Consider the following 21,506-nt stretch of genomic DNA (forward strand, 5'->3'; position numbering starts at 1 on the left):
CTTGGCAGTTCAGGCGAGCGTCGTCCTGGCCGCGAACGGCTATCTGGCCTGGTCGATCTCGGGGATGGGCGTTGGTTGCGTTGTTGCGGGCTCAGGCGGGCTGTTCGTTGCAGTAATTTTTTTGTCGGATTTGATGGCCGCCTCAGGCGCTGCGGCAGCGGTTGTCGTGGCAGGTGCGGCGCTGGGCGCCGGTGTTGCGAAGGCGTCGCCGACGATGCCGCCGCGAATGATCATCGGGCTTTGCGTGAAATCATGCTTGGGCTTGGGCTGGCTCGGGATCGCAGAAACTTTTTCATAGGTGAGATCGGGCACTGGTTCGCCGAGCGCCACGATCGATGGCGTCGAGGAGTTGCCAGCCACCTTCGCCGGTTCAGGCGTACCGAGGCTGACGACGGACGGGGTCGAGGATGGTGCACCAAGAACAACGAAGGATGAAGCCTGTGCTGTGCCCGCCGCCAGAGTGAGGCCAAGCGCCCCCAGGATACGCACCCAGACCATGATAGTTCCCCTTGCCCAACAAGCCGGCACCATAGCGTCCGGGAATTGATGCGGGCTTGCCAGGAAAGCTGGCATTTTAGCTATTGGCAATTCGCTTCCGCCCGGACTTGCCCCGTGAACGTCACCGTATTACGCACCGACATCCGTAAGGTCCCGCTTCTGTAAGGTGATGAAAGTGGCTGAGATACTTCCCGCCGGCGAGGCGATGGAGCGGGCGCTGGCGCTGCTCGAAGGCGGCGATGTCGTCGCCATTCCGACCGAAACCGTCTACGGGCTGGCCGCCGATGCCACCAATGGCGTTGGCGTGGCGCGCATCTTCGAGGTCAAGGGCCGGCCGCGCTTCAATCCGCTGATCGCCCATGTCGCCGATCTGGCGATGGCTGAGCGCATCGCGCTGTTCGATCCCGTGTCGAAAAGCCTGGCGCAGACATTCTGGCCGGGACCGCTGACGCTGGTGCTGCCGCAGCGGCCCGGCAACGGCATTCATCCGCTGGTCACCGCCGGGCTCGATACGATCGCGCTGCGCATGCCGAAAGGCTTTGGCGGCCAGCTGATCGCCAGGCTCGGACGCCCGCTTGCAGCGCCCAGCGCCAATTCCTCAGGCAGGATCAGCGCAACGACGGCCGAGGCCGTGGCCGCCGATCTCGGTCCAAAAATCAAGCTGGTGATCGATGGCGGCGCGACGTCGGTCGGGGTCGAATCGACAATCGTGAAGATAGAGGGCGGAACACTGCGGCTGCTGCGACCGGGCGGCATTGCCGCCGAAGAGATCGAAGCGGCCGCCGGCATGAAGCTGCTGCGTGGCGCGGCGGGCATCGAGGCCCCGGGCATGCTCGCCTCGCATTACGCGCCGGGTGCTGCAGTGCGGATCAACGCCGCAAAAGTCGCAAAGGGCGAAGCCTTGCTGGCCTTCGGCCCGCGCCGCGCCGAAGGCTGGCAGGGCGCTGCCGCCTTGCGCAACTTGTCTGAGACCGGCGACCTGCGCGAGGCCGCGGCCAACCTCTTTGCCCATATGCAGGATCTCGATCGCTGCGGCGCCAAGACAATCGCCGTCGAGCCGATCCCCTCCGATGGGCTGGGCGAGGCGATCAACGACCGGCTTTCGCGCGCCGCCGCCCCTCGTGACAAGATCGATTGAGCACCATAGTTTCCCATCCATGAACGATATCTCAAGGCATATCGACCCAGCCCTCATCAACCGCTTTGCGGCAATCGTCGGCGACAAATATGCGGTTCGCGACCAGCAGGATATCGCGCCTTACCTCACGGAGAGGCGCGGCCTGTGGCATGGCCGGACGGCGCTGGTGCTGAGGCCCGGCAGCGTCGACGAGGTCAGCCGCATCATGCAGCTGGCAACCGAGACGGGAACGCCGGTCGTGCCGCAAAGCGGCAACACCGGGCTGGTCGGCGCGCAGGTGCCGGACACGTCCGGCCGCCAGATCGTGCTGTCGCTGTCGCGGCTGAACCGCATCCGCGAGATCGACGTCCTGTCCAACACGGTCACCGTCGAGGCCGGAGTCATCCTGCAGACGCTGCAGGAAGCGGCCGATGCCGCCGACCGGCTGTTTCCGCTGTCGCTTGCCGCGCAAGGCTCCTGCCAGATCGGTGGCAATCTCTCTTCCAATGCCGGCGGCACCGGCGTTCTCGCCTATGGCAATGCGCGCGAACTGTGCCTCGGCGTCGAAGTGGTGCTGCCGACCGGCGAGGTGTTCGACGATCTGCGCAAGCTGAAGAAGGACAACACCGGTTACGATCTAAAAAACCTGTTCATCGGTGCGGAAGGCACGCTCGGCGTCATCACCGCCGCCGTGCTCAAGCTTTTCCCAAAGCCCAAGGGGCGCGAGGTGGCCTTTGCCGGCCTGTCGTCACCTGAGGCGGCACTGTCCCTGTTCAGCCTGGCGATGGATCGCGCCGGTGCTGCACTCACTGCTTTCGAGCTGATCGGCCAGAGGCCCTACGATTTTACGCTTCTGCACACGCCAGGCGTCGTGCGGCCGCTGTCCGGGGATTGGCCATGGTATGTGCTGATGCAGATCTCTTCGGGCCGCTCGGCGCAGGATGCCGGGGCCCTCATCGAGGAGGTGCTCTCAGCCGGTCTCGAGCAGGAGATCGTCGGCGATGCCGTGATTGCGGCAAGCATCGCGCAGGGCGATGCCTTCTGGAATTTCCGCGAGCTGCTGCCCGAGGCGCAGAAGCCCGAAGGCGCCTCGATCAAGCACGACATCTCGGTGCCGGTGGCGGCCATCCCGCAATTCATCGAAAAGGCGGACGGCGCCGTTCAATCGGTCAGCCCCGGTGCGCGCGAGGTGTGTTTCGGCCACATGGGCGACGGCAATCTCCACTACAACATCTCGCGGCCGATCGGCGGCGATGACGAAGCGTTTCTCCGGCTCTATCACGCCATGAACAAGGCCGTGCACGATGTCGTGCGCAGCCTTCACGGCTCGATCTCGGCCGAGCACGGCATTGGCCAGCTGAAGCGGGATGAATTGATCGCGACAGCGCCGCCGATGGCGATCGAACTGATGCGCAGGGTGAAGACGGCCTTCGACCCGGCCGGCATCATGAATCCCGGTAAGGTTATCTGATCCTTTCGCCGTCTTGTGAAAGGTCGCATTCCGATAACCATCCCCTCGAGATCAGCAAAATTTAACCGACTTTCTTAAGCGCGGCGATAAGAAGCCCGCGCTAATGTTTCCCCACAACGAGGCTGGAAAAACCGGCCCGGAGAACCGGAAGACCGGCTCTCAGGAGAGACAGGAAAGGCACGATATGAACACTGGACTGAAGCCAGTCTGGGCTGGGCGCAATATGCGCCTCGACCCATTCCGCTTGCCGCAGGTGGTGAGCTACGCGACGCGCGACGACTATGGCGACGTTACCTTCACCATCGACCATCGTGGTGCCGTCATTCGCCGCGTGCTGGAGATGAGCGGCCTGCCGGCGTTCATCGCTCTGCCCGCCAACGCGTTTCGTGGCGTGGCAGCCCGCGCGATGGAGGATCCGGACGGCAATGTCACGGTGACGCTGGAGCTTCTGCACAATGATCCGATGCTGTCGGTGCCGCTGCTGGTGGCCGACGATCTCGAGGATGTCGCCGCCGACTGGCGCGCCTGGGCCGATGCTTACCGTCTGCCGATGCTTCTGATCGAATCCGACGGCATCGCCCGCACCCTGGAGGAATCGCTTGGCGCCGCCATCAAGACATTACCCGCGCAGGACCGCCGCAGAGGTCGACTTTCGACCATGCGTCGTCCGCGCTTCCTCGCTCGCCGCAGGGCCGGCGCCCTCGGCCTCAGGCTGGTGATCGGCGGCCAGGAGATTATTTCGCGCGACGAATAGAGCGAGCGCTTTCCCTTCTCCCCTTGTGGGAGAAGATGGCCACGAAGCGGCCGAATGAGGGGTGTTCCAGCTTGGGACCAACTGCACTCCGTCCAACACACGCTCAACCGTCTCGGCGCTACGCGCCGATCCACCTTCTCCCACAAGGGGAGAAGGAAAAAAGCCGCTACACCAGCGGCTTCAGCGCCACCCACAACGCACCGCCGATCAGGCCGAGGAAGACCAGCCAGCCGACCTGGTTGTTCGACCTGAACAGAAGCATGCACTGGTCGGGATCGTCGATGTCGAGCACGGTGATCTGCCGCGCCATATGGGCGCCGGCCGCGACCAGCCCGGCCAGCGCCGGCACCGGCGCCTGCGCCGCCGCGAAGGCGACGGCGAAGCAGACCAGCGCTCCGCCATAAAACCCGACGAGCCAGGTCTTGGTGTTGTCGCCGAACAGGCGTGCGGTCGAGCGCACGCCGACGATGGCGTCGTCTTCCTTGTCCTGATGCGCATAGATCGTGTCGTAGCCGATCACCCACAGGATCGAGCCGATATAGAGCATGACGGCCGGGCCATCGAGATTGCCGAACTCGACCGCCCATCCCATCAGCGCACCCCAGGAAAAGGCAAGGCCGAGAACCAGTTGCGGCCAATTGGTGAATCGCTTCATGAACGGGTAGATGGCGACGACGGCGAGCGAGCAGATGCCGAGCAGGACGGCAAAGCTGTTGAACTGCAGAAGCACGGCGAGTCCAATCAGTGCCTGGATCACGAGAAACGCCCAGGCCTGCCGGCGCGTGACCTTTCCCGCCGGCAGCGGCCGCGAGCGCGTGCGTTCCACCTGGTTGTCGATGTCCTGGTCGACCAGGTCGTTGTAGGTGCAGCCGGCGCCGCGCATGGCGACGGCGCCGATCAGGAACAGCACGAGATACCATGGCGCCGGCAGCAGCGAGAGCAGGGGATCAGTAGGGCGTGGATAGGCACTCGCGGCAAGGGCTGCCGACCACCAGCATGGCCACAGCAGCAACTGCCAGCCGATCGGCCGGTCCCACCGGGCAAGCTGCGCATAGGGCCATGTCAGGCGTGGCAGGATGCGGTAGACCCAGTGGCCGCTCGGCGCATCGGCGACGCGGCCCTGGGCTGCTTTCGACTGGATGGGTTCCATTGTGCTGAAGTGGCAGCAGCGGCGAACGCCGTCAAGCGTCAAGCGGGCCGAACCATTCCACGTTCCCGTGTGGAATTGCGCTCAAAGTCTTCCAAATGTCTTGACCCATCGTACGGGGCGCAATAGCGCAGTCCTGATCGTGGAACGGCAAGGGACCTGGGCATGCGCGTATTGTTGATCGGCTCCGGCGGCCGCGAACATGCCTTGGCCTGGAAGATCGCGGCCTCGCCGCTGCTGACCAAGCTCTACGCGGCGCCCGGCAACCCCGGCATCGGCCGCGAAGCTGAACTGGTGACGCTCGACATTGCCGATCATGCGGCGGTGGCCCGGTTCTGCACGGAGAAAAAGATCGACCTCGTCGTGGTCGGGCCGGAAGGGCCGCTGGTCGCCGGCATTGCCGACGACCTTCGCGCTGAAAACATTCGCGTCTTCGGCCCGTCCAGGGCGGCGGCGCGGCTGGAAGGTTCTAAGGGTTTCACCAAGGATCTCTGTGCGAAATACGACATCCCGACCGCCGCATATGGCCGCTTCGGCGATCTGGCGTCGGCCAGGGCCCATGTCGAAAAGACGGGCGCGCCGATCGTCATCAAGGCCGACGGCCTCGCCGCCGGCAAGGGCGTTACCGTTGCCATGAATTTGGCCGAGGCGCTGGCAGCGCTCGATACCTGTTTCGACGGGTCCTTCGGACAGGCCGGCGCGGAGGTGGTCGTCGAGGAGTTTCTCACCGGCGAGGAGGCGAGCTTCTTTTGCCTGTGCGACGGCGCCACCGCGCTGCCGTTCGGCACCGCGCAGGATCACAAGCGCCTCGGTGACGGCGACGTCGGTCCGAACACCGGCGGCATGGGGGCCTATTCGCCGGCCCCGGTGATGACCCCGGAGATGATCGACCGCACCATGCGCGAGATCATCGAGCCGACCATGCGCGGCATGGCCGAGCTTGGCGCGCCGTTTTCCGGCGTGCTGTTTGCCGGGCTGATGATGTCAGGCGATGGGCCGAAGCTGATCGAATACAACACCCGTTTCGGCGATCCGGAATGCCAGGTGCTGATGATGCGGCTGAAGGACGATCTCCTGGTCCTGCTCAACGCTGCCGCCGACGGCCAGCTTGCACATACCTCAGTGCGCTGGCGCAACGAGGCGGCGCTCACCGTGGTGATGGCGGCAAGGGGTTACCCCGGCACGCCGGAAAAGGGCTCGGTCATCCGCGGCGTCGAACAGGCCGCGGGCGAAGGCGTCGAGATCTTTCATGCCGGCACCGCCATCGACAGCGGCGCGCTGGTCGCCAATGGCGGCCGTGTGCTCGGTGTCACGGCGACCGGCGGCACGGTCGGCGAGGCGCAGCGACGAGCCTACGCGGCGCTCGATCGGATCGATTGGCCGCAAGGTTTTTGCCGCCGCGACATCGGCTGGCAGGCCGTGGCCCGCGAGCAGGCGCGCTGACGTCCAAGATTAGCGGGGGCAACATTAGCGGGGGCGACGATCCAACTCGGTCGACGCAGTGCTGACCGGATCGGTGGGCGCGGCTTCAACGGCCGATGCAGAGGGTTTTTCCTTTCGCAGCCATCCCAGATAGTCGGCGATCCGGCGCGGAAGACGCAGCGCTGTCCCTACGGCAGGCATTTGCAAGCTGCCGCGGAACTTGGACCAGCCCGCGCTGAACATGGCGACCATTTCGGTGAAGCTCGGCGGCGGCGCCACGGTCGCATAGGTAAGGGTGACATTGCCGGCAAGGCCGGCCGCCCGCGAGAGAGGCAGCGGTATCGAGGCGAGGTAATCCGGCTGCGCGTCGATCAGGCCGCCGAACGGCCATTGCGCGCGCAGGGCGGCGGCATCCATCGGTGCGACATTGACATCGATGTCGTTCGGCGTGCCAGCCACCCGATAGGGGCAGCGGAACCGGCCGCAATTGGCTTTTGCCGAAAACTGCCAGAGTGCGTAGCCTTGCCAGTTGCCCATCGGAAAATGCACGCCGATGTCGGGCTTGTAGCGCGCATACCAGAGCGGCAGCCGCGACAGCAGCCGGTATTTGTACTTGTTGTCGGCGATGTGCTTGGCGGTCTTGCCGTTGGTGTAGAGCACCGGAAAACGGCCAATCCGCCGATGCACATGGCGCACGAACTCCTCTGCATCCTCGAGCGACATCCATTTCGTCGGGTCGTCATCCTCGATGTCGAGGGCGAGCAGGTCGTCTGGACCAGGTTTCGCGAAATTGATGAAATTATTGGCCTGTCCCACGGGGTTGCCCGGGCGGGCGAGATGGTAAGCACCCCATTTCAGGCCGAGCGCCTTGGCCACCACCTTGCGCGTCTGGAACAGTTCCTGTGCCACCGCATGGCGCTTCCACAGCGCCTTGCAGAGCCGCGTCGCGGTCTCGTCGCCGAAACAGAAATACGCTGGTGGCATCCCGTCGGACGCCTTGTTGATGAAGCCGACGATGCGCTTGTCGGTGGCAAGCTCGGTCCAGTCGATGGGATTGTATTCGTAGGCGTCGATCACCAGCGCCCGGTCGGCATTCTTCCAGGGCGCGGAGAAGTCCGAGGCTTGTGCCGGCGCCAACGCCATTGCCGTCGCGGTCGCGACGGCGAGGAGTCCTGGGCGGCGAAGAGGGTGCGCCGGCGGCTTCAAACAGCAGATCCTTGCTGGCCAAAGCCTGATCCTGAACCGCCATGGTTAAGGAAATACTTTCGGCGGCCCGCGGCGACCGCCGCAATCGTGTCGCGGATGGCTTTGCTGGTCATCAACGGAGGGCGAGCGGGTGGAACGGGTCGGGCGCCGGCGCCTGCGGCAGCGTGCCCTCAGCCTGGCGCTTGCGGTGATGGGTCAGTGAGCATTGCGGCGAACACAGAATGCCGCGATCCGACCAATAGGCGGCGCCGTCCTCGATCTTGCCCCGATGGTGCCAAAAACCTGCCGCTCGATAGGGCAGGCCGCATTCGGTGCAGCGATAGGCGTCAGGTCTGGCGAGCACGGGCGGTCCCCTCCGGTATTCTTGATCGGTCGCCGGTCGACTTGTCCGGCTTTTGCGGATTTTAGCGTGAACAATTCCAATTGCAAAATCTGCGTGACAAAATTTGACGTTTACGTAAAAAGAACATGCAGAGGCGACCCAAAAGCGGATGGTCTTGTGTCGGCACGGATCTTAAGTTGGCTTGCCGGACAGAGGAGGAGCGAGCGGCATGTACCGGGCACCAGTCGAGGAAATCGCCTTCACGCTGAAGCATGTGGCTGGCTTGAAGCCGGCGCTTGACGCCCGCACTTTTGGCGACCTTGGCGAAGACCTCGTCGACGCCATTCTGGTGGAAGCCGGCCGCTTTGCCGGCGAAGAGGTCGCGCCACTCTACAAGATCGGCGATGAACAAGGCGCGGTGCTGAGCGGCGCGGCCGTCACCATGCCGCCCGGCTGGAAGGAACTTTATCGCCGCTGGATCGACGGCGGCTGGAACGCGCTGTCCGCGCCGGAGGAGTTCGGCGGCCAGGCGCTGCCGACCATGCTGGGCGTCGCCGCGCTCGAAATGTGGAACTCCGCCGCCATGGCCTTCGGTATCGGCCCGACGCTGACCATGGGCGCGGTCGAAGCGTTCGACAAGCATGCCTCACCGGCGCTGAAGGCCAAATACCTGGAAAAGCTCGTCTCGGGCGAATGGATGGGCACCATGAACCTGACCGAGCCGCAGGCGGGCTCGGATCTGAATGCCTTGCGCGCCCGCGCCGAGCCGGCCGGCGACGGCACCTACCGCATCTTCGGCCAGAAGATTTTCATCACCTATGGCGAGCACGATCTTACCGACAACATCATCCATCTGGTGCTGGCGCGGCTGCCGGACGCGCCGGCCGGCACGCGCGGCCTTTCGCTGTTCCTGGTGCCGAAATTCCTGGTCGGCGATGATGGCGCGCTTGGAGCACGCAACGACGTCTTCTGCTCCGGGCTGGAGCACAAACTGGGCATCCACGCCTCGCCGACCTGCACCATGATCTATGGCGACGGTTTCGAAGGGACCGCCCCCGGCGCGATCGGCTGGCTGATCGGCGAGGAAAACAAGGGCCTCGCTTGCATGTTCACCATGATGAACAATGCGCGGCTCGCCGTCGGCATGCAGGGTGTTGCGGTCGCCGAAACGGCCACGCAGAAGGCGCTCGCCTACGCCAATGACCGCCGGCAAGGCAAAGCCGCGAGCTATGATGGCAGCGGCATGGCGCCGATCGTCCATCACCCCGACGTGCAGCGCAATCTTCTGACCATGAAGGCGCTGACCCAGATTGCGCGCGCCATCAGCTATTGCTGCGCGCACGCCATCGACCATGCGCGCGTATCCGTCGGCGATGAAGCCGTCCATTGGCAGGAGCGCGCCAATCTGCTGACGCCGCTGGCCAAGGCCTTTTCCACCGATGTCGGCGTCGAGGTCGCCTCGCTCGGGCTGCAGGTTCATGGCGGTATGGGATACATCGAGGAGACCGGTGCGGCAGCACTTTATCGCGACGCGCGCATCGCGCCGATCTACGAAGGCACTAATGGCATCCAGGCGATAGACCTGGTGGCGCGCAAGCTGCCGCTCGGTGGCGGCGAGCATGTGCATGGTTACATCGCCGAACTGAAAGCCGTCGCCAATCAAGCGCGGATCTCGAACCTTCAAGGTTTTGGCCGCACCGCCGATGGCCTCGACCAGGCGCTCGATGATCTCAGCCAGGCGACGCGCTTCCTGCAGGGGTTGCTCGCCGACGGCCGCTCGGACGCGGCGCTGGCCGGCGCGACGCCGTATCTGAGGCTGATCTCGCTGGCGGCGGGCGGCGCCTATCTGGCGCGCGGCGCGCTTGCCGATCAAAGCCGCATCGCCGTTTGCCGTTTTTACGCCGAAAACCTGCTTGGCGAGGCGGGCGCGCTGAAGGAGCGTGTCATCGGCGGCGCTGACAGCCTTGCCGCTGCCGGCCAGACACTGATTTCTGCCTGATAGCCACCAGGTTGACGTTTCACAAAAGCCCGGCGTTTCACAAAGGATCACCCGTGACAGACCACATCCTCGTCGAGCGCCAGGGCGCCATCCAGATCATCCGCATGAACCGTCCGGACAAGAAGAACGCCTTGACGCGGGCCATGTATGCGAAAATGTCCAAAGCCCTTGCCGAGGGCGACGCCGATCCGGCGATCCGCGTCCATGTCTTCCTCGGTGTTCCAGGCGCCTTCTCGTCCGGCAACGACCTTGCCGATTTCATGGTCGTCGCCACCGGCGGCGAGGGCGGCACCGAAGTCTGGGATTTCCTGATGGCGCTGGCCAGGACGGAAAAGCCGATGATCTCCGGCGTCGACGGCATTGCGGTCGGCATCGGCACAACGCTCAACCTGCACTGCGACCTGACCTTCGCCACGCCGCGCACACTATTCCGCACGCCCTTCGTCGATCTCGGACTGGTCCCCGAGGCCGGGTCGAGCCTGCTTGCGCCGCAGATTCTCGGCCGGCAAGGCTCCTTCGCGCTGCTTGGTTTGGGTGAAGGTTTTTCGGCCGAGCGGGCGAAAGCCGCCGGGCTGATCTACGCAGTGGTCGAGGAGAACGAACTCGAATCCGCCGCGCTTGCCGCTGCCGGCCAGATCGCGGCCAAGCCGCCGCAGGCGCTGAAGATCGCGCGCGACCTGATGCGCGGCTCGCGTGAAGACCTCGTTGCCCGTATCGGCCAGGAAAGCGAGCATTTCCGCGAGCGGCTCAAATCCGACGAGGCCCGCGCTGCCCTGATGGCGTTCATGACCAGGAAGAAGGCATAGCTGGGCTATTAGTTCCCACCACGTCTTCGTCATCCCAGGGTCTGCGCCGCGTCGCTTCGCTCCTTGCTTTGCCCTGGGATGACGAAGGGAGGGATGTTTCAGCCAATCCTAGAGGTTTGCGATTGCCACTGAAATTGGCTGAGAGGAATTGTCGACGGTCGCTGCCGATCGGCGCAACCTGTCAAAACCACTGTGCAGAGGACCTAGACGCCCGACCAAGAGCCTGGAATGTGTCATGCAAATGCATCACATTGTCTGCTAGAGAAGGAGACTGCCATGCCGTCTAACGCACTGGTCCAGACCCGAATTGACGCTGAGGTGAAGGAACGCGCCACGGCGGTTCTGGAAAACATGGGGCTCACGGTTTCCGATGCCGTCCGTATCTTGTTGACGCGCACCGCCAATGAGGGCGCCTTGCCGCTCGAACTTGTCAGCAACAGTGACGCCCATGATGCCTGGTTCCGGGCAAAAGTTCAGCAGGCGCTCGAGGATACGCGGCCGGACGTTGAAGACGTCGACGCCGAATCCCATTTTGCTGCACGCCGGGCGGCAGCGCCTCGCAAGGCGGAGGCAGGTGAGTCTTGAGGCTGGTCTGGGCACGGTTTACCAAGGTGGTTCGGCAAGGATTGCCCAGGCCCCCTTGGTGAAGCCGCTTAAGGGCCAGCCGCTCAGGGATAAAGCCTTGTCTTGTCCCAGCCGCCCTCAGCGTTGCGCGAGAAGACAATGCGGTCGTGCAGCCGGAAAGGCCGGTCGTGCCAGAACTCGATCGTCTGCGGCACGATGCGGAAGCCCGACCAGTGTTTGGGCCGCGGAATCTCGCCGATCGCATGGCGCGCCGTGTATTCGGCAACGGCTTTTTCCAGTGCGAAACGGCTCTCCAGCGGCCGCGACTGTTTCGACGCCCATGCCCCGATGCGGCTGCCGCGCGGACGCGTCGCGTAATACGCGTCCGCTTCCACGTCGGTAACGATCTCCACCGGCCCCCGTGCACGCACCTGCCGGCGCAGCGATTTCCAGTGAAAGCACATCGCCGCCTTCATGCTGCCAAGAATCTCGCGGCCTTTGGCGCTCTCAAAATTCGTGTAGAACACAAATCCGCTTTCATCGAACCCCTTGAGCAGCACCATCCGCACATTCGGCATGCCTTCGGCATCGACGGTCGCCAGCGCCACGCTGTTGGGATCGTTCATCTCGCTCTTCGTCGCGTCTTCAAGCCATGCGGCAAACAGGCGGAATGGCTCGGCAGCCTCGGCAAAGTCACCGCTTGTTAACTCAGTTTCGCTCATAGTTTTTCCAAATTCTATTGCCGGCCGGGGGAGATTGCCGATTGTCGCGCATCGCGCAACTTTTTGACAGCAGGCAATGGAGCCTTATTGCTTCGGCCAACGCGCAAGGTGCGGTCAAGGCGGCCGCGATTGTGCTGGTCGCCTTGCCGCTTGCCGCCTGCAGTGCCGGCGGCTTCAGTTTGGAGCAGGCGGAGGTCGACCGTACGATCCTGACCAGCAGCACGCCTGCCTCTGCCTTGCCGATCGACCAGGATCGCGCCTCGGACCAGGCGACGATCCGCAACGCGGTGTCTTCAGCCGATATCCAGGAACTTGGCGGGCAGGCCGTTCCGTGGGCGAATTCCGATACCGGTTCGCGCGGCTCGATCACCGAACTGGCGGAGTCCAGGGACAACGGCCAGCTTTGCCGCCGCTTCACCGCCTCACGCGAAAGCTTCGACGGCGTCGCCCTGTTCAAGGGTGAGGTGTGCCTGGCCGGCGCCGGCGCCTGGCGGATGCAGGACTTCAAAGCGCTCTGATTTTCCGCCATCATATGACCGCGCTACTGGAATTTCTTCCTATGCGAGCGCATATAGATGGCAATCGTGGACTCACTCCTTCTCCAGGACAGGAAGCATGCGCGACCCCTATGAGGTGCTGGGCGTTGCCAAGAACGCATCGGCCAAGGACATAAAATCGGCGTACCGCAAACTCGCCAAGGAGTATCATCCGGACCAGAATCCGGATCCCAAGGCGAAGGAGCGGTTTGCCGCGGCCAACCAGGCTTACGAGATCGTTGGCGACGAGAAGAACCGTGCGGCTTTCGATCGCGGCGAGATCGATGCCGAGGGCAAGCCGCGCTTTCAAGGCTTCGAGGGCGCCGCCGGCGGCGCCGATCCGTTCGCCGGTTTTCGCCGGCAGCAAGGGCCGGGCGGCTCGCGTTTCGAGTTTCGCTCAGGCCGTCCGAGCGGCGATCCGTTCGACGGCAGCAGCGACATCTTCAGCCAGATTTTCGGCGAGACTTTCTCTCGCGGCGCCGGCATGGGCGCCGGCCGGCAGGCGCCGTCCGGCGCCGACCTGAACGTGACGCTCGACATCACCATCGAAGAAGCGGCGACTGCCGAGAAGGTAACGGCGATGTTTCCCGACGGGCGCAAGGTCGCCGTCAAGCTTCCAGCCTATGTCGAGGACGGCCAGACCATCCGGCTGAAAGGACAGGGCGAGCAAGGGCCGGGGCAACCGGGCGATGCGCTGGTCAAGATCCGCTTCCGGCGGCATCCGCGCTACCGTGTCGAAGGCCGCGACCTCCACGCCGACCTGCCGATTGCGCTGGCGGATGCCGTGCTGGGTGCCAAGGTGGCGGTCGAAACGCCGACCGGCAAGGTTGCAGTCAATGTTCCCGCCTGGTCGAGCTCGGACAAGGTTCTGCGGCTGAAGGGCAGGGGCCTGCCGGAAAAAGTCGGCGGTCATGGTGATCTCTACGCGCATGTGCGGCTGATGCTGCCTGAGGGTGGCGACAGCGATCTCGAAGCGTTGATGCGCAACCGCAAACGCTAGCCTGGCGCGTCAAAGCCGCGCTGCGCCGCAAACGCTCTTGTCTCTCACCTGTCCGTCTTGTTCGACTGCAGGGCTCAGCCGCATTCCGCGACATCGCTCGATGGCCGCCCGGAACATGTCCGGCTCGCGCCAGGCAGGTGAGTCGCTTGTCGCCGGAGCGTTTTCTTATGCGTGGGCGGAATAAACCCGCGGCCGCCCCGTTTCCAACCCATTGGTTGACTAACGAAATTGCCGTCAAACGAATAGCAACGAAGGAGCGCGTCGGATTGCTGGGTCATGCGTTATCGAGTTTGGAAAATGCGTTCGGGGAAATCCGGGCGATGTATCGAAACGACAGGCTCAGCAGGGTTTTCGCGCTGATAGTGATATGCCTGAATATCCTCGTCATCATCGTTCCATTCGCGATCGAGGCGCTTCGATCTGTCGGAATTTCACACTACGATCTGCCTGCGCGTCTCAACATCAGCAGGGATGGATCGCTGCCCGAGATGTTCAATTACTGGCAGGCCGCGCTTTGCGCCCTGTTTCTGTTCGGCATCTGGCTTCGAACCAGGGAGCATATGTTTCTGGCCTGGTCCCTGATTTTCAGTTTTGTGACGCTCGACGACGCCACCCGTTTCCATGAGCGCGGCGGCCTGCTGCTGGCAGCGACATTCGACCTCGTTTCGCTGCCGGGCATGCGGGCTCGCGACACCGGGGAAATTATCACCTGGTCGGCGGTCGCGCTCGGCCTGCTGGCGCCGCTGTTGTGGTCATTCTGGCAAAGCAGACCGAGGCAACAAGCCCTCGGATCGGTGTTTTTGCTGCTGTTCGCGTGTCTTGTGGGTTTTGCCGTGGTGGTTGACATGCTGCACGTCCTGACGGGCTCGAAGCTCGTTGGCTACGCGGAAGACGGCGGCGAGATGCTGTCGATTGCCGTCGCCTGTTGCTGTGCGTTCATCCTCTATCGCGGGCTGGGGCGTGATGCGGATCTTCAGGCAATGGATCCGAGCCTGCCATTCTCAAAGCGGACATAACCGAATTGCGGAAACGGCCGCGCGAACAGGAGGAATAAGTTTGGCTCCGGCCCGTTACCCCCGGGATCATTCCGGGAGGAGCCAATGCTGTCGCACCTGTTTCCGTCCGTTCCAACGCGCTGGTTCCGGCGTCGTTCAGAACACCAGGGGGTGAAGTCGAAGCCTGCCATGCCGGCGAAACCTTGCCGCTGGCGCGCCCTTCACCTCGCCCTGCCACTGATGGTCTTCCTGTGCGGCGCTTCGCCAGCGGCCAACGCGGTCGTGCCGGGCACCGACGCCAATGTCGTCACAGCAATCGACGTATCGGACTCGATCGGCCGATATGAGGAATGGCTCCAGCAGGCCGGGCTCGTGCGGGCGCTCGTCCACCCCGACTTCCTGCGCGCCGCCACCGCCGGCCCGCGGCGTCGGATCGGGTTCGCCGTCTTCACATGGTCAAGCGATGGCAAGTTCGACCTGTTGGTGCCCTGGACCGTCATCGGCTCGGCCGAGGACGCCGCGCGCGTGTCTCAGGCGCTCGCTTCGGTGACGCTCATCGACCGAACCCATTACGGAGGCGGCGACATGGAGCAGGACGGCGACGCTGATCCCGCGGCGATGCACGATCGTCTGACAGACATGTCGGAGGCGATCGACTTTGCTTCGCTCCTGTTGACGTCATCGCCGCACGCGACGGATCGCGCGGTCATGAACATCTGCGCCAACGGAACCGACAATTTCGCGGGCGGAACAGAATCCTCGCGAGACGCGGCGCTGGCGCAAGGTTTTACGATCAACGGATTGGTCCTGGGGCAGGATGCGGAACTTGCGCAATATTTCCACTCCAGCGTGATCGGCGGTCCGGGAGCGTTCGCCATGGACATCTCGGATGCGAAAGACGCCGGTGAATTCATGACAAGGAAACTTGTTCGCGACCTGTTGGCGTCCGCGCCGGCAGATGCGCCTCGTTTCAGGATCGAGTGACCGCTTCGATGCACAACTACACTTGCAGAACTGCTGCACGACATGGCGTGGCGTCTTTTCGTCAATTCTCTCTTGAGCGCGCCACAAGCGCTTCGCCCAGGCAATCGATACTCAGGTCGGAAGGTCAGCCGGCGGGCACTGTCCGTTTTGAGCGCTTGAAGGGGCTCTGTGCCTGTGCGATAGCCACTCACGAAGCAGCAAATCTTGCGGAGAGCGCTCACATGGCGGGTGGACAAGGCATTATGGCCGGCAAGCGCGGGCTTGTCCTGGGCGTCGCGAACAATCGGTCGATCGCCTATGGCATCGCCAAGGCCTGCGTCGACCATGGCGCCGAAATCGCGCTGACCTACCAGGGCGAGGCGTTCAAGAAGCGCGTCGAGCCGCTGGCGGCGGAACTCAACGCCCATGTCGCCGGCCATTGCGATGTGACCGATCCGACAACGCTCGATGCGGTCTTCGACGACATCGCCAAGCGTTGGGGCAAGCTCGATTTCCTCGTCCACGCCATCGCCTTTTCCGACAAGGACGAGCTGACAGGCCGCTATGTCGAGACGACGCGCGACAATTTCCTGCGCACGATGGACATCTCGGTGTTTTCCTTCACCACCATTGCCAAGCGCGCCGAGGCGCTGATGACCGATGGCGGCTCGCTGCTGACGTTGACTTATTACGGTGCGGAAAAAGTGATGCCGCACTACAACGTCATGGGTGTTGCCAAGGCAGCGCTCGAAGCCAGCGTGCGCTATCTGGCCGTCGACCTCGGCGCCAAGAAAATCCGCGTCAACGCCATCTCCGCCGGTCCGATCAAGACGCTGGCGGCCTCCGGCATCGGCGATTTTCGCTACATCCTGAAGTGGAACGAATACAATTCGCCGCTAAAGCAGACGGTGACGCAAGAGGAGGTCGGCGATTCAGCGGTCTATTTCCTTTCAAACCTTTCACGCGGCGTCACCGGCGAGATCCACCATGTCGATTCCGGCTACCATGTCGTCGGCATGAAGGCGGTCGACGCGCCTGATATTTCGACGGTCAAGGAATAGACCCGCCTGGAATATACCCTCCCGCCTGCTCTCGGCCGCTCTCCGGATGACCTGATGTATCCGCTCGTCTACATCGCGCGCCATGGCCAGACGGTGTGGAACGCCGAGTCCCGGCTGCAAGGACAGGCCGACACCGATCTCAACCCGCTCGGCCGCGAGCAGGCGACCGGCAATGGCCATCGGCTGGCCGAATTGGTTCATGATCCCGAAGATTTCGATTTTGTCGCCAGCCCGATGCGGCGAACGCGTGAGACCATGGAACGCATTCGCATGGCGATGGGGCTCGATCCCCAAGCTTATCGCACCGATCCACGCCTTGTCGAAATGAGTTTCGGCGACTGGCAGGGCTTCACCTTTCCCGAACTCGAGGCCCGGCATCTCGGCTCGGCCAGGGAGAGGCGACTCGACAAGTGGAATTTCCTGCCGCCCGGCGAGGGCGCCGAAAGCTATCAAATGCTGCTCGAACGGGTAAAGCCGTGGTTCGACGCGCTGGATCGCCGGACGGTCTGCGTGACGCATGGCGGCGTCGTGCGCGCCCTGTTCCGCATGGTGCTGGGAATGCCCGAGAAAGAAGCCGCAAGGCTGAATGTGCCGCACGATCGCTTGCTCAGGCTGGAGGGCCGACGCCTGGAGTGGCTCTAATGCACGTCGCCCAAAAGCATGCCCACAGGCCCGCCCTTCTACTGGCCCAACGATCTCAATGCCGCTGCCTCGTCTTCCCGTGACAGAGGCTCATGCGCTCCGGTTGCCGCGAGATAGGAATCGAGCGCTTCCGAAGACGAGGCCGGTGCATATCCGCCATCGCGCGCGGGCGCAACGACGGCAAAATTCACCGCCCAGCCATGATCCGAGTGGCACGCCACTGATATGACGGTCGAGCGGTTGGCGGAATCGATTTCAAATTCGCGGCACAAGGAACCGCTTCCATCGCGAAACGTGGCTACGGCGCGGATCCTGTCGGTGGAGCCTGCCAGCACGGTTTCTTCGCCGGACGCCACCTGCCCGAGCGCCTCTGAAAGAGGGCTGTCCTGCCCTGCCACCTCAAGTCCATGCGGCTGGTTTTGGCTGGCAAGCCCAAAAAAATATCCGCCGAACCCAAAAGCGACTGCAACCAGCGAAGCAGCCAGCGGCATGATCCAGGATGCCTGGGGGCGCGGCATTGCCTGATTGTGCCTCGCCCTGAAGGCAACGACACGCGCGGCCTCGCTGGCGTGCGATGGAACGCTGCGCCGCCTGGCCTCGTCGATCATTCGCTGCACGGACTGGCTGAGCCGGTCGGGAACGGGTTCATCGAGAACCGGCATCAGTGCCTCTTTGACCTGAATGCGGGTTTCCAGGAACAGGGCGACCCGGCTGGCGATATCCGGTTGCATGGCTTTCTCGATGGCTGCGGCAGTCGCGTCGTCGAGTTCGCCGTCTGCAAAGGCCATGAGCGTTTCGTCAGCAAACTCGCATCTTGTCATTTCTGTTCTCGCCCTTCATGACCGGTGAACGTGGCAAGCCGGGATTTATTCCGACTGCCTCGGCGAGATTCTTTCTGGCGCGCGCCAGCCGGCTCATCACCGTTCCGATCGGGATCCCGAGAACGCCGGACGCCTCCCTGTAGGAAAGGTCCTCGACGCAGACCAGGAGAATGATTTCGCGCTGATCGTCCGGCAGGTCGGTGATCGCCTGGGCAACGCTGTTCAGGGTAAAGCGTGCTTCGACATCTCGCTCGCCACAGGCGCCGACGAGGTCCTGCCGTTGCTCGATGTCCTCCTGCGGCCCGGCCGTGCGCTGCCTTCTGATGTGGTCAATCCACAAATTTCGCAGGATCCGGAACAACCACGCATCAAAACGGGTTCCAGGTTCAAAGCGCCCGGTGTTGGCAAGCGCGCGTTCGCAGGCCGCTTGCACCAGATCGTCGGCAAGATCGCGGGAACGGCAAAGGGAAATCGCAAAACGGCGCAGGTTCGGAAGAAATGCAACAAGCTGCTTTCCGAATTGATCAGTCTCAATCACGTCGAAGTTTCCGGTTTCTTGAGGACCGAGCGAAGTCAGCCGCCTCCGCACGCATTCGGGGTGGGTCGGTATCTTCATGTGGCAGCATATGACCACGGCGGCTAAACCAGCGTGGGAGTCCGGCTAGATTTCGGAAAGGCCAGGATTAGACTATGGCAAGCATCAGGTTAGAGCTTGGTGAGAGAACTGCCCATTTCCTGAAGACGTGGGTGACCCGCTGGCTTCAAGCCGATATCACGTAGCCGAAGCCCCGCACGGTCTTTATGAGCGGCTTTTCGTCCACGCTTTCGATCTTGCTGCGAAGGTAGCGGATGTAGACATCGACCACCTTCGTTTCCGGGTCGAAACTCAGATCCCAAACATTGTTGAGCAGCCGGGTTCTGCTGATCACAGCGCCGGAGTGCGACATCAGATACGCGAGAAGCCTAAATTCCTTGGCCGTAAGGCTGATCTCGCGTTCGCCGCGCCAGACCTTCTTGCCGACCGGATCAAGCGCCAGATCGCCAACCCTGAGGACCGGGTCCGTGCCTGTGCTGGAGCCGCGGCGAAGCAGCGCCTCCATGCGCGCGATCAGCTCGTCGAAGGCGAAAGGTTTGGTCAGGTAGTCGTCGGCGCCCCCCTTCAGCCCTTCGACCTTGTCCTGCAGGCTGTCTCTGGCCGTGAGCATCAGGACAAGATGCTGGTGCTGCTCGCGCCGCAACATGCGACATACTTCGAGGCCGTCGATTCCTGGAAGCATTCGGTCGAGAACGATCAGCGCATATGGCGTCTCCCGCACCATCGCCAGCGCATCCCCGCCACTGTCGGTCACGTCGACAACGTAACCCTCGGCTTCGAGGCCTCGCTTGATGAAGCCGACGATGCGATCGTCGTCCTCTACCAGCAGAATCCTTGACATTTACACCACCTTCTCCCCGGGTCGTATTGCGGGGAGTGAGAGAATTCCCCGCCTCGCGGTGGGCGTGGTCATTCCGCCAAGCTCCCGCCTCAACAATCGTAATCCATGAAACGAAGGAGGTCGTTGTTTATTCCGAGCCGGTTTTTGCACGCAGCCTCTTTTTCAGAACGACCACGGCGGCACCTGCGTTCGCATCCGCAGACGCGGTTGCGTCAGCGTGTGGAAGCCGGACCACGACCTCGGTAAAAGACCCGACCTCGCTCGTGAGCGCAATCTCGCCACGATGCTTTTCGATGAGCCATTTCGCGATCGCCAGACCGAGACCACTGCCAAGTTGGCGCGACGCCCTTGGGCTTCGGCCACGGTAAAATCGCTCGAACACCTTGGGTATTTCCTCGGCTGGAATGCCCAAACCCTTGTCGCGTATCGCAATCTCTGCATGCCCGTCCATAACGGTCATGCTCAAGTTCACCGAGCGATCGCGCGGAGAATATTTTATGGCATTGTCCAGAATTATCACCAGAGCCTGTTTGAGCCGCTGCGCGTCGGCTGTGATCCAGACCGGACGGGTGCTGTAGGCCGCCTTGATCGAGATGCCCTTGGCGCGCCCCAGGATTTCGCCCTCATGGACCGCATCGGCGAGGATGGTAACGAGGTCCGTTCGGCGGGGCTCGAAGCGTATTGTATCGGTTTCCGAACGAGAAAGAAAAACCAGATCGTCGACGAGGCGTCCCATCTCCAGGCTCTGAGTGACAATCCGTTCGAGCGCATCGCGGTACACTGCCTCTGGCTTTGAACCATGGCGCAGCGGAATTTCCGCTTCACCGCGAAGCGCCGTCAGTGGGGTGCGCAGTTCATGGCTGATGTCGGCGAGGAACTGGACGCGCAACCGGTCGAGCTCCGTCAACCGCTGGTTCGCCGCGGCAAGCTCGGCGGTCCGTGTGGCAACTTGCTGCTCGAGTTCTGCTTTGGCATTGAGCAGCCGGTCGCGCTGGTCTTGCTGATGCGTGGCCATTTCGTTGAACCGCTTGGCGAGCGCACCAAGTTCGTCGCGGCCATCGAACGCGATCCGGTGGTCGAGATCACCACGACTGATCGCCTCCGTGCCTTCGGTCAGCAGGCTGATCGGGCGCATCAATGATCGGGCGAGAAGGAAAGCAGCGACAAAGCAGAGAACCACAGCAGCCAATGCAAGCGCGGCCGTCATCCAGGTCAGGCGTCGCCACAGTGCTTCTGCCTGCAGTTCGGTTCGCACAACCTCTTCCTCTTCGTCGCGCCGCGCGGCTTCCAGGATGTTTTCGAACTCGGCGTCGAAACGATTCTCGATGTCCCGGCGAAAAATCCTGACCGCGTCCTCCTGGCGCCCCTGGTTGCGAAGATTGATTGCGTCCGACGTGGCTTTGGCGATTTCTCCGTAGAGCGTGCGCATCCGCGTGATGCGGAAGATCTCGTCACCGCCTTCCTCCTGTTTGCTGCTGCCCAGGAGAAACTCGGCTTCTCCCCTGGTCAGCTCCGCGAGCTTTTCGAATCCGGCCTCAAGTTCGGCGCGGGCGCTCTCGTAGTCGGGACGCTCCGGTTCGCCAATCAACAGGAACTCGGCGATCTGCTCGGAATATCGGTTGGCGTTGACCGTAAGCGCGGTGACGGCTTCCAGTTGGTTGTTGGCCCATTGCACGCGCTGTGTGTAGTAGGTTGTCGAGCGAATGGTGATGTAGACGATAGCCGCCATAATCACGACTGCCCCCACGACAATGAGCTGAAATACAAGAATGCGAGACCTGATGCCCATCGGTGTCCATCGGCGTTGAGAACCCGAAACCGATCGGATTCAAGAATACCCCCTTCGCGGCAGAGAAGGCCACCGTGCAGGATGGCTCGCGCAGATCGGAGCAACATTTCCGCGACGCCGTTTCAGCACGGAGCAACCATAGAGGACCCGCTATTAAGGATACGAGAGATTCAGGTTAGAAATTGGTGAGAATGCAGTCCTGCCGTCCGAATTTAGCGGCTTCAACCCGTGAGAG

At 62.9% G+C, this 21,506-nt stretch carries 22 protein-coding genes; 13 read left to right on the top strand and 9 right to left on the bottom strand.

Annotated elements, in window-relative coordinates; translation table 11 throughout:
* Positions 1-39 precede the first annotated feature (39 nt).
* Positions 40-312 (bottom strand): hypothetical protein, encoded by a 273-nt coding sequence (locus AC0L2B_RS26620; protein WP_473747425.1) that lies wholly within the window; start codon positions 310-312, stop codon positions 40-42.
* Between the two features lie 361 nt (positions 313-673).
* Here AC0L2B_RS26620 and AC0L2B_RS26625 point away from each other — a divergent pair, with 361 nt between their 5' ends.
* From AC0L2B_RS26625 to AC0L2B_RS26635, 3 genes are all read left to right on the top strand, one after another.
* Positions 674-1,636 (top strand): L-threonylcarbamoyladenylate synthase, encoded by a 963-nt coding sequence (locus AC0L2B_RS26625; RefSeq protein ID WP_473747426.1) that lies wholly within the window; start codon positions 674-676, stop codon positions 1,634-1,636.
* A 19-nt stretch (positions 1,637-1,655) separates the two neighbouring features.
* Positions 1,656-3,086 carry an FAD-binding oxidoreductase gene (locus tag AC0L2B_RS26630; RefSeq protein ID WP_473747427.1) on the top strand — a complete coding sequence of 477 codons (1,431 nt, stop codon included), beginning with the start codon at positions 1,656-1,658 and terminating at the stop codon, positions 3,084-3,086.
* Between the two features lie 184 nt (positions 3,087-3,270).
* The gene (locus AC0L2B_RS26635; protein WP_287182804.1) at positions 3,271-3,840 is read left to right on the top strand and encodes a DUF6101 family protein; all 570 of its coding nucleotides are present in this window, start codon (positions 3,271-3,273) and stop codon (positions 3,838-3,840) included.
* Positions 3,841-4,006: 166 nt separating this feature from the next.
* Here the strand turns inward: AC0L2B_RS26635 and ubiA are convergent, their stop codons facing one another.
* The gene (gene ubiA / locus AC0L2B_RS26640; protein WP_473747428.1) at positions 4,007-4,990 is read right to left on the bottom strand and encodes a 4-hydroxybenzoate octaprenyltransferase; all 984 of its coding nucleotides are present in this window, start codon (positions 4,988-4,990) and stop codon (positions 4,007-4,009) included.
* A gap of 162 nt (positions 4,991-5,152) precedes the next feature.
* Between ubiA and purD the strand changes: the two genes are divergently transcribed.
* Positions 5,153-6,430 (top strand): phosphoribosylamine--glycine ligase, encoded by a 1,278-nt coding sequence (gene purD, locus AC0L2B_RS26645; RefSeq protein WP_473747429.1) that lies wholly within the window; start codon positions 5,153-5,155, stop codon positions 6,428-6,430.
* Positions 6,431-6,454: 24 nt separating this feature from the next.
* Here purD and AC0L2B_RS26650 read toward each other — a convergent pair whose 3' ends face one another.
* Both AC0L2B_RS26650 and AC0L2B_RS26655 read right to left on the bottom strand, forming a co-directional pair.
* A complete protein-coding gene (locus tag AC0L2B_RS26650) occupies positions 6,455-7,552 on the bottom strand; it encodes a glycoside hydrolase family 25 protein (RefSeq protein ID WP_473520615.1) in 1,098 nt (365 codons plus the stop codon).
* Positions 7,553-7,727: 175 nt separating this feature from the next.
* Positions 7,728-7,958 carry a hypothetical protein gene (locus AC0L2B_RS26655; protein WP_292544051.1) on the bottom strand — a complete coding sequence of 77 codons (231 nt, stop codon included), beginning with the start codon at positions 7,956-7,958 and terminating at the stop codon, positions 7,728-7,730.
* Between the two features lie 208 nt (positions 7,959-8,166).
* Between AC0L2B_RS26655 and AC0L2B_RS26660 the strand changes: the two genes are divergently transcribed.
* The 3 genes from AC0L2B_RS26660 to AC0L2B_RS26670 all read left to right on the top strand — a co-directional run bounded on the left by AC0L2B_RS26660 (position 8,167) and on the right by AC0L2B_RS26670 (position 11,327).
* Positions 8,167-9,936: an acyl-CoA dehydrogenase gene (locus AC0L2B_RS26660; protein ID WP_473747430.1), complete on the top strand. Its 1,770-nt coding sequence runs from the start codon at positions 8,167-8,169 to the stop codon at positions 9,934-9,936.
* A gap of 53 nt (positions 9,937-9,989) precedes the next feature.
* Positions 9,990-10,742 carry a crotonase/enoyl-CoA hydratase family protein gene (locus AC0L2B_RS26665; RefSeq protein ID WP_473747431.1) on the top strand — a complete coding sequence of 251 codons (753 nt, stop codon included), beginning with the start codon at positions 9,990-9,992 and terminating at the stop codon, positions 10,740-10,742.
* Positions 10,743-11,018: 276 nt separating this feature from the next.
* Positions 11,019-11,327, top strand: coding sequence for a type II toxin-antitoxin system RelB/DinJ family antitoxin (locus tag AC0L2B_RS26670; protein ID WP_091596024.1), 309 nt, complete (start codon positions 11,019-11,021; stop codon positions 11,325-11,327).
* A gap of 83 nt (positions 11,328-11,410) precedes the next feature.
* On the opposite strand, the gene pdxH is transcribed toward AC0L2B_RS26670, so the two are convergent.
* Positions 11,411-12,028, bottom strand: coding sequence for a pyridoxamine 5'-phosphate oxidase (gene pdxH / locus AC0L2B_RS26675; protein ID WP_473747432.1), 618 nt, complete (start codon positions 12,026-12,028; stop codon positions 11,411-11,413).
* 41 nt (positions 12,029-12,069) lie between these two features.
* On the opposite strand from pdxH, the gene AC0L2B_RS26680 reads away from it, so the two are divergent.
* From AC0L2B_RS26680 to AC0L2B_RS26705, 6 genes are all read left to right on the top strand, one after another.
* Positions 12,070-12,546 (top strand): RT0821/Lpp0805 family surface protein, encoded by a 477-nt coding sequence (locus AC0L2B_RS26680; RefSeq protein ID WP_473747433.1) that lies wholly within the window; start codon positions 12,070-12,072, stop codon positions 12,544-12,546.
* A gap of 97 nt (positions 12,547-12,643) precedes the next feature.
* Positions 12,644-13,564: a DnaJ C-terminal domain-containing protein gene (locus AC0L2B_RS26685; RefSeq protein WP_473747435.1), complete on the top strand. Its 921-nt coding sequence runs from the start codon at positions 12,644-12,646 to the stop codon at positions 13,562-13,564.
* A 146-nt stretch (positions 13,565-13,710) separates the two neighbouring features.
* Positions 13,711-14,580: a hypothetical protein gene (locus tag AC0L2B_RS26690; protein ID WP_473747436.1), complete on the top strand. Its 870-nt coding sequence runs from the start codon at positions 13,711-13,713 to the stop codon at positions 14,578-14,580.
* A 168-nt stretch (positions 14,581-14,748) separates the two neighbouring features.
* Entirely contained in the window at positions 14,749-15,543 is a 795-nt protein-coding gene (locus AC0L2B_RS26695) for a DUF1194 domain-containing protein (protein WP_473747437.1), read from the top strand.
* Positions 15,544-15,764: 221 nt separating this feature from the next.
* On the top strand, positions 15,765-16,583 hold the full coding sequence (fabI, locus tag AC0L2B_RS26700; RefSeq protein WP_128179857.1) for an enoyl-ACP reductase FabI: 819 nt from the start codon (positions 15,765-15,767) through the stop codon (positions 16,581-16,583).
* A gap of 54 nt (positions 16,584-16,637) precedes the next feature.
* Positions 16,638-17,225 carry a histidine phosphatase family protein gene (locus AC0L2B_RS26705; protein WP_473747438.1) on the top strand — a complete coding sequence of 196 codons (588 nt, stop codon included), beginning with the start codon at positions 16,638-16,640 and terminating at the stop codon, positions 17,223-17,225.
* 38 nt (positions 17,226-17,263) lie between these two features.
* On the opposite strand, the gene AC0L2B_RS26710 is transcribed toward AC0L2B_RS26705, so the two are convergent.
* The 4 genes from AC0L2B_RS26710 to AC0L2B_RS26725 form a co-directional block, all read right to left on the bottom strand.
* Positions 17,264-18,013 (bottom strand): anti-sigma factor family protein, encoded by a 750-nt coding sequence (locus tag AC0L2B_RS26710; protein WP_473747439.1) that lies wholly within the window; start codon positions 18,011-18,013, stop codon positions 17,264-17,266.
* A gap of 10 nt (positions 18,014-18,023) precedes the next feature.
* Positions 18,024-18,662 carry an RNA polymerase sigma factor gene (locus AC0L2B_RS26715; protein WP_473747440.1) on the bottom strand — a complete coding sequence of 213 codons (639 nt, stop codon included), beginning with the start codon at positions 18,660-18,662 and terminating at the stop codon, positions 18,024-18,026.
* Positions 18,663-18,807: 145 nt separating this feature from the next.
* Complete coding sequence (locus tag AC0L2B_RS26720; protein ID WP_023799350.1) at positions 18,808-19,482, bottom strand: response regulator transcription factor; 675 nt, start codon at positions 19,480-19,482, stop codon at positions 18,808-18,810.
* A gap of 127 nt (positions 19,483-19,609) precedes the next feature.
* Positions 19,610-21,211: a sensor histidine kinase gene (locus tag AC0L2B_RS26725; RefSeq protein WP_473747441.1), complete on the bottom strand. Its 1,602-nt coding sequence runs from the start codon at positions 21,209-21,211 to the stop codon at positions 19,610-19,612.
* Positions 21,212-21,506: the final 295 nt, after the last annotated feature.

This window comes from Mesorhizobium sp. WSM4815 (assembly GCF_055811575.1).

What these genes read in the sequence shown, in the direction of transcription:
- fabI (WP_128179857.1), top strand. Translation starts at nt 15,765, where the DNA reads ATGGCGGGTGGACAAGGCATTATGGCCGGCAAGCGCGGGCTTGTCCTG.
- AC0L2B_RS26695 (WP_473747437.1), top strand. Translation starts at nt 14,749, where the DNA reads ATGCCGGCGAAACCTTGCCGCTGGCGCGCCCTTCACCTCGCCCTGCCA.
- AC0L2B_RS26685 (WP_473747435.1), top strand. Translation starts at nt 12,644, where the DNA reads ATGCGCGACCCCTATGAGGTGCTGGGCGTTGCCAAGAACGCATCGGCC.
- AC0L2B_RS26670 (WP_091596024.1), top strand. Translation starts at nt 11,019, where the DNA reads ATGCCGTCTAACGCACTGGTCCAGACCCGAATTGACGCTGAGGTGAAG.
- AC0L2B_RS26630 (WP_473747427.1), top strand. Translation starts at nt 1,656, where the DNA reads ATGAACGATATCTCAAGGCATATCGACCCAGCCCTCATCAACCGCTTT.
- AC0L2B_RS26710 (WP_473747439.1), bottom strand. Translation starts at nt 18,013, where the DNA reads ATGGCCTTTGCAGACGGCGAACTCGACGACGCGACTGCCGCAGCCATC.
- pdxH (WP_473747432.1), bottom strand. Translation starts at nt 12,028, where the DNA reads ATGAGCGAAACTGAGTTAACAAGCGGTGACTTTGCCGAGGCTGCCGAG.
- AC0L2B_RS26725 (WP_473747441.1), bottom strand. Translation starts at nt 21,211, where the DNA reads ATGGCGGCTATCGTCTACATCACCATTCGCTCGACAACCTACTACACA.
- ubiA (WP_473747428.1), bottom strand. Translation starts at nt 4,990, where the DNA reads ATGGAACCCATCCAGTCGAAAGCAGCCCAGGGCCGCGTCGCCGATGCG.
- AC0L2B_RS26650 (WP_473520615.1), bottom strand. Translation starts at nt 7,552, where the DNA reads ATGGCGTTGGCGCCGGCACAAGCCTCGGACTTCTCCGCGCCCTGGAAG.
- AC0L2B_RS26715 (WP_473747440.1), bottom strand. Translation starts at nt 18,662, where the DNA reads ATGAAGATACCGACCCACCCCGAATGCGTGCGGAGGCGGCTGACTTCG.
- AC0L2B_RS26635 (WP_287182804.1), top strand. Translation starts at nt 3,271, where the DNA reads ATGAACACTGGACTGAAGCCAGTCTGGGCTGGGCGCAATATGCGCCTC.
- AC0L2B_RS26720 (WP_023799350.1), bottom strand. Translation starts at nt 19,482, where the DNA reads ATGTCAAGGATTCTGCTGGTAGAGGACGACGATCGCATCGTCGGCTTC.
- AC0L2B_RS26705 (WP_473747438.1), top strand. Translation starts at nt 16,638, where the DNA reads ATGTATCCGCTCGTCTACATCGCGCGCCATGGCCAGACGGTGTGGAAC.
- AC0L2B_RS26660 (WP_473747430.1), top strand. Translation starts at nt 8,167, where the DNA reads ATGTACCGGGCACCAGTCGAGGAAATCGCCTTCACGCTGAAGCATGTG.
- purD (WP_473747429.1), top strand. Translation starts at nt 5,153, where the DNA reads ATGCGCGTATTGTTGATCGGCTCCGGCGGCCGCGAACATGCCTTGGCC.